The organism is Mucilaginibacter sp. 21P, from assembly GCF_019331605.1.
Lineage (GTDB): Bacteria > Bacteroidota > Bacteroidia > Sphingobacteriales > Sphingobacteriaceae > Mucilaginibacter > Mucilaginibacter achroorhodeus.
In genome coordinates, this window is the sequence record NZ_CP063061.1 from 3,165,982 (window position 1) to 3,178,886 (window position 12,905).

A 12,905-nucleotide genomic window follows, 5' to 3' on the forward strand; every position below is an offset into this window, starting at 1 on the left:
GTAGCCTATACATCATGAAAAGAAAAATTGTAGTTGCGGTTACAGGTGCCAGCGGATCTATTTACGCCAAATTATTGCTTGATAAGTTGCAGCAATTGCAGAACCAGATAGAAGAGGTGGGTATTGTGATGAGCGATAACGCCAAGCAAGTTTGGGAGTTTGAATTAGATGATGCAGCACATGGCAATTATCCTTTTAAATATTACGCTAAAAATGATTTTATGGCGCCGTTTGCATCAGGTTCAGCAAAGTTTGATACCATGGTAGTAGTTCCATGCTCAATGGGCACAATGGGGCGGATTGCTTCCGGCGTATCTGATGACCTGGTAACCCGTGCTGCCGATGTGATCTTAAAAGAGCGTCGCAAACTGATCTTGGTAGCCCGCGATACGCCACTTAATTTGATTCATATCCGCAACATGGCCACGGTTACCGAAGCAGGAGGCATCATTTGCCCGGCCATACCATCATATTACAGCAAACCCCAAACCATTGAAGATTTGGCCATGACTGTTGTAAACCGTGTAATAGATCTGATTGGATTAGAGAATGACAGCTACAGGTGGAAGGGGATATAAATTAGCTTGCTGACTTTAATCGTCATCCTCTTCTTTTTTCTTTTCCAGAATAACAAAAGCACTGCGTTTTGGTGCCGGCATTATTGAGTTTTCACCCTTTACGTATTTCCATACCACCTCATTTAATTCAAGGTCTGGCGCTGCATCTTCTTTAGCAAGATTGAACACCGCTGAACGGCGGCTGCTTTCATTATCTGCAATGTTGCGTTGCTCAAGGTCAACCTGTGCGTCTTTAGCTTTGTAAGGCGTAAGATCGGGCTTGGCTGTAAAACATTCATATAATGGCATCGCAGCAGCATCATACTGGCTCATTGGCGGTAGCCCTAATATCAACTCGATTGTACGCAGTACCCCCGATGTTGAGTACATGCTATGAATAACTGCATTGCGTTTTACATAAGGGCTTACCACATACACGGGCGAACGATGGGCATCGACATGGTCGGGACCGTTTTGTGCATCATCTTCCAGAATAAATACTGCGGATTCCTTCCAGATCGGGCTCTCAGAAAGGTGCTGTATAAAGCGACCTACAGCAAGGTCATTATCAGCAACGGCGGCTGTAGGAGAGTAGGCTCCCTTGCGTTGACCGCTGGTATGGTCGTTACCTAAACGTACGCTGTTAAAACGCGGCACTGCATTTATCCTCAGTAACGAGTCGAAATCGTGTTCCCAGATAGCCTCGCGTGTAATGTCCTTTATCTTCAAATCAAAATCCGGCGACTGCAGACAAAAGTGGCCCTCCAAGGCTTTTATGTTGGCTTTAGGTTTCTCACCGCCACTGGCAAACTCTCCGTAGGTACGATAGCTTACGCCTGCACGTTTGCAGTAATCCCATATAAAACCATCACGCGGATAAGCTGCTTTTCGCGTGCCTTCAAAATCATAAGCGCCGCCCCGCCCGCCATAACTCGTAGGCCAGGTTTTTTCTACGAAATCGGTAGCATAAGCTGCCATGCTCCAATTATGGCCATCAGCGCTTACTTCGGCGTCTACATAAAAATTATCCATCAATGCAAATTCGCTGGCTATAGCATGCAGATTGGGTGTTGTTTTCTTACCAAAGATACAAAGCGAGCTATCGCCATTACCCTGCGGCATATCACCAAGTACCTGGTCATAAGTTCGGTTTTCTTTGATGATGTAAAAAACGTATTTGATAGGCGATTTTTCTCCAACACGTCGAGGGATGGGGTTTCCTGTTTCGCCCGCTGCAACCGCAGCTTTCTTAATGGTGAATGCTGCGTTAGCGTAAACCTGTTTGGTATAGGCTTTCAACTTTATTTCATTGGGGACATCTATAAATGATAATGTGCCTTTAAACAAACCGCCAATATATTGTTCCCTGCTATTAATAGCGCCCCGCTGATAGCCGCTATTATCCAATTTAAGCAAAGGTTGCGGGCCTTTAGGGTTAGCCATAGAGGTGAATCCCTTGCCATTGCTCACCAGAATTTTATTGCCAAGCATTTTTACGTTACTAGGGTACCAGCCTACCGGAATAAATCCGCGGCTTTGGCTGCTGCCGGGTTTAGAGACATCGAATACGGCAAGGCAATTGTTATCTGCATTGGCTATGTACAGCGTTTTTTCATTAGCCGATAGCGCGAAACCGTTGGTTGTAGAACCTGTAAGTGTAGTTGGATAAAGTGAGGTGGAAATCGTTTTTAAGATTTTATGGTTGGTGGTGTTGATGATACTCACCGAGTTATCATTGGCATTAGCTACAAACAGCAGCGTGCCTTTTTTATTAAGAAGCAGCTCGTTGGGATGACTGCCGGTGTTAATTTTAGTAAGAGATCGGGTAGCAATATTGTAAATGCCTACTTTATCGTCACCCCAAAGAGAAACATAAAGCGTTTTTTCATCTGGTGAGAGTATACAGCTATATGCTTCGGCGCCGAGTTTTATTTTGCTGGTAATTGTTTTTTTTATGGGATCAATAGCGTATAAGGCACTATCTTCTTTAGTGACCGTGTATAGTTGCGTATTACTTTTATTAACAGCTATACCGGTTGGGCATATTTTATTTTTTGGCCATGCATCGCCTAACCTGATAGTATCAGGCGTATTTAATTTGTTATCTGCTATCTCGAATTTTAAGATCACGTTATCGTTACCCCCTGAGGCGTAAAGGGTGCATTCATCGCGTGTAAAAGCAATACCGTACCATGATTTGCCAAGTACTTTGCTATCGTACTGTTTTTGCCCTTTGGGGTCTATCAGTTGCAGTGATTGCGTACTTTGGCCGTTGTTTGTGACAGCGAGATATCTTCCTGATGACGATAGCTGCATATTCAACGGCAGATCCCCAAGTGGGAGCGAAGTCCCTGCGGGACTTAATTTCCAACCGTTTGGAAGTAGAACCTGGCCGGTGTTTTCAATTTTGCCTGGCGTTTGCGCCAAGGCATTAACAGTAAACAAAAAAGCTGAGGCAAAGCATAGGAAGATGCGTTTCATAATAACACGTTATTCTTCAAATTTATGCTAATGATTTTAATGATGTATAGGCTTAACGAAAACTTAATACAGGGTTATTGTTTGTGTACACCAAATGGCCAACAATAGGTTATCAATTTATGATCTCGCCTTTGCTATTGGCAAGTTTTTCGCGCCAATGTTTTATTTGCTCAGGTGTTAGCTGTTGCCAATTGGTTAATTCTCCGGTAATTTTCAGCGGTTGTGTTGTACGATATGATCGGGTAGGGTTGCCCGGGAATTTTTTGTTGGTCACGTTCGGGTCGTCTTCAAAACTTCCGGAAGGTTCAACGATGTAAACGCGTTGATCACCGTTTCCATTGGCCAGGGCAGCAGCAAGGCCTGCGCCATTTACCACCGCAGTAAAATAAACGTGGTTCATCACCAGTTCGGCGTGGTAATTAGATAAACGGCCTGCTATTAAAAAATCACCAATTTTAAGATTTGCTCTTGTACCATGATAGAAAGGCCCTTTATCAGAAGGCTCAATAATTGAAGCAGAAGCTAATTTACGATGTTTGTTTGCTTCATCAGTATTGCCAAGAGATTCATAGCACTCAGCCATTTTTGTATATAGTAATGGTAACGCAGCTTTTACAGCATCATTATCGATTGCTGCAGCCAGCTGTAAAGCTGTTCCATACCACTTTAACCTGTCTTCAATACCCGTTTCAACACGGGCAACAAACCATGCACCAAGAAATTTTTCGAAGTCGTTGGTTGCATCATTCCATACTTGTTTATAAACTTTTCCGGCCGCTTTCAGGTCGCCTGTATCTTCCAGTTGCATCCCCTGTATGCAAAGTTGAATAATGGGATCGTAAGGGTTAAAATCCATAATTTGCAATTAAAAATCAGATTGTTATCCCCCGAAAATAAAATACACATTCTTTAAAAAAGCAAGTTTACAGGTATATATTTTTCGGCGTACTATCGTGGTTTTTTGTACGTTATCACTGCAAAAGCCACTCTCCATATATCCTTATTTTCTTATCCATCAAAAAGCTCAAACTATTTTCGGTTAACTCTTGGTCAGCGAATTATATAAAGAATTATTATTGTTATATTTACACTAATAATAGGATGCAAATATTATTCTCTTTTTGGTTTAAGGAGTAATATTTACCATTGTGTTTAATTGTTAATATAACAATTAATGTCTTTATTCAGCCCTTTTTCATCAATTAATACGCTAAGCCCATGAATACCCCTTGTAACTGCATCAAAAGGCTCGGTTTCACAATCGTTCTCTTTTTAACGATGTTTAGTATTAGCTACTCACAATCCTGGAAAGCTATTGCGGCAAAGCCATCAACACTGATGGTCAATGGCGGTATTGATATTTATAAAACAGATAAATTTATACTCAAGCTGGTAAGTGCTTCTCAAACTGTTGCGGCATTGTCTCCGGCGGCAGACAGCAGCTTTGATTTTACTCCCGGCGAACGACTTAAGCAAAGAGATAAGGACAGCCTTTACTATTTAGGCGATATTAAGTTGCGGATAAGACCGGCCCGCCAAACAGCCTGGCAAAGTTATTCTACAGCTTATGCAAGAAAGCCCGTCCAAAAGCTCGCAACCGGCATAGGAATTATTGCTGCTGCAGACCTTTCAGCCACATTGCCACCAGATATGCCTGTCAAGGTAAAGCGGTATTGGCAATCAGATAAAGACAATCTCGTTTTACGTTTTACGCTCACCAATACATCTTCTACTGATCTTGAGATCGGGTCCGTTGGTATACCGATGATATTTAATAATATTCTTGAAGGTAAAACGCTTGAGCAGGCACACGCCACTAACGTTTTCTCCGACCCATACATTGGCGCAGATGCAGGCTATATACAGGTTAATCACTTGCATGGTCGGGATGCGAGCCTGTTGGTGATACCGCAGCAAAATGCGCCGCTTGAGGCTTATAGTCCTTTAAGCGATGATCTTACTCCAAAAGGTATCACCTTCGAGGGTTTCCACGAATGGATGATATGTTCAAAAGCCTATGCTGACAATGAATGGAAAGGTGTTGAACAATGGAACGCACCAAAATCGTTTACACTGGCTAAGGGGGCTTCGCGCAGTATTGCAATTAAATTTGTATTAGCCCAATCTATCAGGGAGATAGAAACCGAATTGGTACACCAGCACCGGCCGCTTGCCGTTGGCGTACCGGGATATGTTTTGCCGATGAATGAGACCGGGAAGTTGTTTGTCAAATATTTGGAGAAGATTAAAAACATCAGCGTTTATCCGGAAGGCGCAGCAACAGTTAATCCCGCCGGCAAAACCGCCAAAGGGTATTTAAAATACGACGTTTCGGGGAAATTATGGGGGAGGGCGCGTGTAAGTATTGTTTATGCTGACAACACCCTACAAACCATTAATTACAAAATTATAAATCCCCAGGCGCAAGCAGTTGCAGATCTCGGCGCTTTTTTAACTACCAAACAATGGTACACCGACCCTAAAGACCCTTTTAAGCGTTCACCAGCGGTAATGAATTATGATTACGAGACCGGGAAGATATTAACCCAGGAACGCCGTGCCTGGTTTGCAGGGCTTAGCGATGAGGCAGGTGCAGGCAGCTGGCTTGCTGCCTTTATGAAACAGCTTTTAAAGCTTGATGTAAAAGAAATTGAAAAACTTAAACAGTTTGCAAACGAGACTTTGTGGGGTAAATTACAACTAAGCAGCGGGCCTCAGCAATATGGCGTAAGAAAGAGCTTGTTTTATTATCAGCCGGATATTTTCCCTGCCGGGACTTATGACAAGAACATTGTTTACAAAGGCTGGGAGGCATGGCCGAAGAAAGAGGCAGACCAGGTCACCCGCTCTTACAACTACCCGCACGTAGCTGCAGCTCACTGGGTTTTATACCGTTTGGCAAGGTATCATCATATTGCAGGTATAGATTGGAATACCAGTTTGGATAGAGCATACAATACCGCAATAGCCATGGTAAAGCTTGCCCCTGATTATGCTGAATTTGGCCAGATGGAGGGTTCTGTTTTCCTTTTTATCCTAAAAGATCTACAACATGAAGGCAAAAAGGAAATGGCTGCCACACTCGAAGCAGAAATGAATAAAAGGGCACTGCACTGGAAAACGCTTAAATATCCATTTGGTAGCGAAATGCCCTGGGATTCTACCGGCCAGGAAGAAGTTTACATGTGGTCGAGCTATTTTGGCATGGCAGATAAAGCTGATGTTACCCTCAATGCTATCTTAGCCTATGTGCCGGCGGTTCCCCATTGGGGTTACAACGGCAGCGCGAGGCGATACTGGGACTTTGTGTTTGGTGGTAAACTTGCCCGCATAGAAAGGCAACTGCACCATTACGGATCAGCGTTAAATTCTATTCCATTACTAACCGCGTACCGTAAAACACCACAGGATTTTTATCTGCTGCGCACAGGGTACGCCGGTAATGTGGGCGCTTTAGCAAACATCACGAAAGATGGTTTCGGCCCGGCTGCTTTCCATTCCTATCCATCTACGCTGAAGATAGATGGGTACGCCAGCGACTATGGCCCCGGTTTTTATGGTTATGCTGTTAACTCCGGGACCTACATTGTAAAACACCCCGAATTTGGCTGGGTTGCTTTTGGTGGAAACGTAACAGAAAGCGATGGTTGGATAAGTACTGAGGTAACATGCGCCGGCCAGAACAGGGTGTTCTTTGCCCCAGCGTCTTTGTGGCTTACAACTGCGGCCGGCAATATAACCTATGTGGATTATCAGCCTAAAACCGGAATGTTGCGAATTAAATTAACCGGTTCAACGTATTTGAATATTGATAATCCAAATAATGCAATCTCAGGTATGGTACCAAATCAAAGCAAACGAAAGGATGGTTATTATTTTATTCCTGCAGATAAGAGGAATAATGCCGAAGTAATATTGAAGCTAAAAAGGTAAACGCGTTACACTGCCATAAGTGACAAAAAGTGAAAAGGCTTGCGACAATCGCAAGCCTTTTTTTAAGTATTAATCTAACCGGTAGATCTCCATTATATTTTCAAGTGCTTTTATGAAATCGATCTCAAGGTCAATTAATTTACCGGAATGAATATCGAATACCCAACCATGTACAGTTAGGTTACGTTCGGTTCTTGCTTTTTGTACCTCGGCAGTTTTGATAACATTAATGCATTGCTCTTCTACGTTAAGCTCAACTAATCTTTTATAGCGTGCTTCCTCGTCGGTAATGGCGTTTAATTCGTCTCTGTGTGTACGGTACACATCACGTATGTTCCTCAACCATGGATTTAAAATACCAAGGTCGGCAGATTTCATAGCTGCCTGTACACCGCCACAATAATAGTGACCGCAAACAACAATGTGATTTACCTTTAAGTGCATAACTGCATAGTTAATTACAGACATTACACCCAGATCTGTATTCGGAACCATGTTGGCGATGTTTCTTAACACAAACACCTCACCCGGTGCAACCCCCATTAGTTCTTCGGCTGTAACACGGCTATCAGAACAGCCGATATAAAGAATATCAGGAGTTTGGCCTTTAGATAAATTATTAAAATAGTCGGGTTGAACGTTTAATTTTTTCTGAACCCACTCTTCGTTATTTTTAAAGATCTTTGAAATATCCATAGGTTAAAAATTTGATGGAACTTACGTTTAATTGTTTGTTGAGTAATTGATGCAAGGTAGAAAAAACTTGAGAAATCTGTTACGTTCCGATTACTCCGTATGTCACAACAAGCTATATTAGATTCTTGTTTTAAGGCGACTTGCAGAAAACACCAATCAAATTATTTATCAGGTTTCGCGTTGCTGTTAGGCCCGAGCTGCGTGCCCATTAAGCCATTTTCAGGCCATGCACCAATAGTATCAGCATCGCTGCCGTCTTTCTTACGGACTGGTAGTTGATAACTTGCCGTAGCCGGCTGCAAAGACCATTTTCCAGGCCTACCGGTAACATCAGTTGCAGTTATTTCTAAAGAGAATGCGTTTTGGTTTGCGTTAATTGATGCTTGCCATAGGTTACCTGTGTTAGTTAACTTAATTGATTCACCTGAACCCACATTACATTCAACTTCTTTTATTGCTTTGGCACCAAGCGTTGTTACAATCATTTCAAATTCGTCACCAACCAATTGTTCTGAATCATTTAGTAAGCGCTTGTCAACCGGCCAGTTCACCAAAACCATCGGAAAGGGATCGATTAAGTTTTTAAACATCCAGCTCACGGCTCCATTGTATACAGAAATTACTGAATAGCCAACCGGCCCTTCCTCGATCTGCCCGGTTGACCGGGTTGCCGTAAATATGGTTTCTCCATTATTGGCGACTTCATTGTAATGGGTATGGCCCATATCTACCAACGTTACTTTATGTTCATCAAGCAACTTGTTGAGTTTTTGCTGTTCTTCGGCTTCTTTCAAATCAGATGGAAAAGTATGCATGAAAACCAGTTTTGTTTCGCCCGCTTGGCCGGCTTTTGTTAGTTCCTGCTCCAGCCAACTAAATTGCTTTTCACCTAACCTGAAATCGGGGCCGCCGCTTCCGTTGCCGCATACATCTATAAAAATGCACCTGTTGCCTTTATGTACTTTTGAAAAGGGCAGTTTCTCAGTCAATGGCATTTGATAAAAGTTAGCAAGACTGCCCTGCTCCATATCATGATCTCCGGCCAAAATGTAAACCGGCACGCTCAGCATTTTTAATGCTGCCGCCACCAGGTTATATTGTTCGGGTTTTCCATTATCAGCGTTATCGCCGGGCAAAACAACAAAGTCTATTTGATCTTTCAACTCCGTTTCTATCTGGGCAACAATGGAGAGCATGTCAACGTAGTTTTGCTCTTTAGCTTTTGTAATGTGAAGGTCGCCTATATGGGCGAAAATTAGTGGGGTATTATTCATAACAACGGTTTAATCGGCAATTATTTTGATATATCGCAACGGTAAACAAAGCATGTTTCCAAGCGTCAATTTTCAACAGGACTGCGTGCCTTTTTGTTCCTTGTAAATGAACAATTAATCGAATTTTAATTTTCAAGGTATCTTATCTTACCGCAACAGGTAAAAGTAGAGAGTTAAACAATCGGAACTTGTACCACAGCTTTAAAATGGAAATCACTGCTGTCCACATTTAGAGTTCCACCATGCAATAGGGTAATCTCTTTCACTAACCAAAGGCCTATGCCAGATCCATTGGCGCGAAGATCTTCGCGATGAAAAGCCTTTTGCAGATCTGCTGTAGGCAGGCTTGCTTCTTTTATGGCATTTGTAAACGTGATCTCGATGATTTTTTTCTCTGACGGTTGTCTGATAGTGCAATTTATCTCGGTGTTAGGGATGGCATATTTTAATGCGTTTTCCAGCAGATTTAAAAGCAGAATGTTGAGCTTATCCTGATCGGCAGATATCGTAAAGCTCTCCATATCCTTATCAAAATTAACAACAGGTTTAAGTGCTTTTTGCTTAAATAGCGGCTGTAATTTATTAAATAGTCTTAGGACGACTGCAGAAAGATCAGTAGGTTCTTTGTAAAGCGTAATGCCACTATTTTTTAATTGACTTATCAATAAAAATTCCTGTACAACCTGCTGTAACCTGTCAATCTCTACCAACTGGCTTTTTAACAACTCTACAACCGTATTGTCAAGACCCGGAGTGAGTAATTGAACTTCAATTTCCGCACGCATTATAGCAAGTGGTGTTTTAAGCTCATGAGAGGCAGATGCAAAAAAAGCCTGTTGCTGCTGCAGCGATTCGTCAATCCTAACCAGCATGGTATTGATAGTTTCGGTAAGTTCCTGCAATTCGTCATTGGTTTGCTTTACCGGTATCACATCACGCAACTTGTTGGTATTGATCTTCTGCGCGGCGTTGATTATCTTTTGTACCGGTTGAAGCAAATAGAAGGATAGTATGTAGGCAATAAGACCGGCTAATAACACGCTTATCAAACTGCAAACAAGCAACAGCCAAAGCAGGTACTGCAGGTTATTGTTCAGTGTTTCTGCACTGCGCACCAGCACTATTTCCGCCGGGTTGTCCTGATTGCTGCTTGTAACGTAAGCCACCCTCATGCCAAGGGTATCGGTAACTCCCGTCTTATGCGGCGTTTTAATTTTCTTGATAATACCAGGCGATTCAAATACTGTAACGGGCTTTCCATCCGCATGATAAAGCACACGTATATAAGTATTATTATCAGGCAGTGGAATTATAACCGGAGAAATATCTGTTTTATCCAGCAATGTTTTGGCGCGTGATAGCAAATAAGCATTATTGTCGCTAATGATAAGGCTTTTTATCTGCTTGTAGCAATATAGATTAAAGGACGAACTGAGCACGATAAAGATGATGCTGAACGCTATGGTAATTTTTAACTTGATCCCAAATTGCCGCATCAACATCATAAATTATCCCTTTGTAACATCGCCTTTTAATACGTAACCTCTGCCAATAACTGTGTATATCAACTCCTGGTGATAGCCCCGGTCCATTTTCTTTCTAAGCTGGTATAAATGCACTTCAACAATGTTGCTGCCGGGGTCAAAATTCATGTCCCAAACTTTTTCAAGTATCTGCGATTTTGTTACCACTTTATTTGGGTTGGAGAGGAGAAATTCTAACAGCGCAAACTCCCGGTTACTAAGCAACACTTGTTTCCCGGCCCTGTAAACTTCTCTGCTTAGCAGATCCACTTTGAGGTCTGCAACCTGCAGTTTTAATGAATCCTGTACTAAGGTGCGTCGTTGAACGGTGCGCACCCTGGCTAACAACTCATCAAGGTCAAAAGGTTTTTTTAAATAATCTATGGCACCCAGGTCAAGCCCCTGTATCACATGCTCGGTGTCATTTAGTGCACTTAGTATAATAACAGGTGCCTGATTATTAAAACTCCGCAGGTTTTTTAATACTTCAAAGCCATTAAGGGTAGGCAACATCAGGTCCAATAAAATAAGATCATAGCTACCCACCATTGCTGTTTCAAGGCCTTTACTGCCATCTGCAACATGGTCGCAGGTATGGCCGGCATGTTTCAAACCTTCGGTAACAAATCCGGCTAATTTAGGCTCATCTTCAACTAATAATATTTTCATCTAACCAGATATGTTTTGTTATCGATACTAATACTTAAGACAATGTAAACCTTATCATGATTTACATTTATAAAGCCTTGATCGTCAAGACGATGCACAGCTATCAGATCAAATTGCTTGCTTTGCTTTATCAACGATGAAATATTATCAACAAGGCCCGGCTTAAAATGGAATAACAAATTGTTTTTTCTTAAAGCTACGATGCCTCCATATTTATCAGTTAGCACAACAGGACTGCTTAATTTAAATTGTTCTGTATTATGATTTGGAACATCGGGCGGTGGCGGAATATCTTTTAACAAATCACTTTTCCCGGTTATGTTGTTTTTTATTGCTATCAACTGATAACCTACTTCCTCATCATTTGGGTGCATTGCATAAGTTACCGTTACAGAGTCGCCGATCTGGGCAGTTTGCGTAATAGCCTTTGCCATGTGCGGGCGAAAATCAAATGTTTTAACACCTGCCGGTGACGTTTTTATTTGAATAGCGTTGATATCCAAATGAGGGTTTGACCTGTACGACTCCACCACACCGGCAAGTGATCTTATTCTATCCATCATTTTAGGTTTGGGAGGGCCATCGTGCAGAGGCGGTTTGGGTAACCATGGGATTGGGAGCTTTATTAAAAGCCAGATGATAACCAACAACAACAAAACAATAACAACCAGTAACGGGCGGTTATTGCCTGCTGCAAAAAGCTTACTGCCTGATCGATCTGTTTGCTCCTCTTTCATTAAGCATCAACTGAAAGTAATTCTCAGGTAACAGAAAAATGTAAAAGAGGTTCTTAAACTGCCCAATAAAAAGGAGAGAAGATCAATTGACCTTCTCTCTCTTAAAAATTAGCGAACCAAATATGTTTGCCCGTTTACTTCAAGCGTTTGTGCTCGCACAATGGTAGGGGCACCTGAAGCCAATACCACACCCGATGGCGGCGTATCTTTGAAACCTGTGACTTTCACTTTGTCGCCGGCTTTTAAAGACGACTGTAATTGTTCAACTGCAGGCGGAGGAAGTTCTATTTGTAGATTGTTGCCCAAGGTGATTGCTCGTATGGCACCGCCCTGGTCTCTTTTAAAATCCCTGATGCTACCTGTAAAAGTTGCAGCTGCTTCTGCTACCGGCTGAACAGGTAGTGCGGGTGGCGTATCTGTTAATTGTTTTCCACCCGCAGAAACGCTTACCAGTTGAAAAGCATTTACACCATCCGGGCCATTTTCTGTAAAGCCTTTTACCGAAACCGATTCGCCTTTGCCTGCGGCACTCATTAACTGTTTGCCCATATGTTCAGGAAACCTGACCGTTACTGATTGTCCACCGGTTTGCATTGTAAAGCTATTGTAAGCATAGCGGTCGTTGGTTTGGTATGCAGTAATCTTTCCTGTTAAGGTAGTTAAGGTGCGCAATCCAAAAGCACGACCCGGGCCTGCATCTGGTCTGCCTGGAGGCGGCGGAGGTAATTGGCCGGGGCCACCAGCCGGTGGTGCAGGAAAATTCCTGTTTGCTGGCGCTACTTGTGCAAATGCCATGCTGGTCATTAAAGCTAAACTGGCTGTAACGGCTATCTTTTTGATTTGATTTTTCATATTCTTTGTTTTTGATTTGAATTAATTTATAATCCAAAATTAACCCTGCGGGCTGAAGAGGGTATGAAAAGCAAATTAATTTAAATTCATACGAAAGCTTGGTATCTTACAATTCGATTTTTTGATTCTGCCCTCGATTTTATAAAACCAATTTTATATTTTACTGCGTAATTAATAAAAAGA

General features: G+C 42.3%; 10 protein-coding genes. 2 read left to right on the plus strand and 8 right to left on the minus strand.

The window, feature by feature from the left end; genetic code table 11:
• Window positions 1-14 precede the first annotated feature (14 nt).
• Complete coding sequence (locus INP83_RS14215; RefSeq protein WP_186458752.1) at window positions 15-578, plus strand: UbiX family flavin prenyltransferase; 564 nt, start codon at window positions 15-17, stop codon at window positions 576-578.
• A 15-nt stretch (window positions 579-593) separates the two neighbouring features.
• On the opposite strand, the gene INP83_RS14220 is transcribed toward INP83_RS14215, so the two are convergent.
• Together INP83_RS14220 and arr are read right to left on the minus strand one after the other, a co-directional pair.
• On the minus strand, window positions 594-3,038 hold the full coding sequence (locus INP83_RS14220; RefSeq protein ID WP_219124764.1) for a bifunctional YncE family protein/alkaline phosphatase family protein: 2,445 nt from the start codon (window positions 3,036-3,038) through the stop codon (window positions 594-596).
• A gap of 112 nt (window positions 3,039-3,150) precedes the next feature.
• Window positions 3,151-3,549 carry an NAD(+)--rifampin ADP-ribosyltransferase gene (gene arr, locus INP83_RS21420; protein WP_370630622.1) on the minus strand — a complete coding sequence of 133 codons (399 nt, stop codon included), beginning with the start codon at window positions 3,547-3,549 and terminating at the stop codon, window positions 3,151-3,153.
• A gap of 767 nt (window positions 3,550-4,316) precedes the next feature.
• Between arr and INP83_RS14230 the strand changes: the two genes are divergently transcribed.
• Entirely contained in the window at window positions 4,317-6,971 is a 2,655-nt protein-coding gene (locus INP83_RS14230) for a DUF5695 domain-containing protein (protein ID WP_219124766.1), read from the plus strand.
• 69 nt (window positions 6,972-7,040) lie between these two features.
• Here the strand turns inward: INP83_RS14230 and INP83_RS14235 are convergent, their stop codons facing one another.
• From INP83_RS14235 to INP83_RS14260, 6 genes are all read right to left on the minus strand, one after another.
• Window positions 7,041-7,667 (minus strand): carbonic anhydrase, encoded by a 627-nt coding sequence (locus INP83_RS14235; protein WP_219124767.1) that lies wholly within the window; start codon window positions 7,665-7,667, stop codon window positions 7,041-7,043.
• A 161-nt stretch (window positions 7,668-7,828) separates the two neighbouring features.
• A complete protein-coding gene (locus tag INP83_RS14240) occupies window positions 7,829-8,941 on the minus strand; it encodes a metallophosphoesterase (protein ID WP_219124768.1) in 1,113 nt (370 codons plus the stop codon).
• Window positions 8,942-9,114: 173 nt separating this feature from the next.
• A complete protein-coding gene (locus tag INP83_RS14245; protein WP_219124769.1) occupies window positions 9,115-10,437 on the minus strand; it encodes an ATP-binding protein in 1,323 nt (440 codons plus the stop codon).
• Window positions 10,438-10,449: 12 nt separating this feature from the next.
• Window positions 10,450-11,133 (minus strand): response regulator transcription factor, encoded by a 684-nt coding sequence (locus tag INP83_RS14250; RefSeq protein ID WP_219124770.1) that lies wholly within the window; start codon window positions 11,131-11,133, stop codon window positions 10,450-10,452.
• Entirely contained in the window at window positions 11,130-11,870 is a 741-nt protein-coding gene (locus INP83_RS14255) for a hypothetical protein (RefSeq protein ID WP_219124771.1), read from the minus strand. Before INP83_RS14255 ends, INP83_RS14250 begins: the two co-directional genes overlap by 4 nt.
• A gap of 108 nt (window positions 11,871-11,978) precedes the next feature.
• A complete protein-coding gene (locus INP83_RS14260; protein ID WP_219124772.1) occupies window positions 11,979-12,722 on the minus strand; it encodes a hypothetical protein in 744 nt (247 codons plus the stop codon).
• Window positions 12,723-12,905 lie beyond the last annotated feature (183 nt).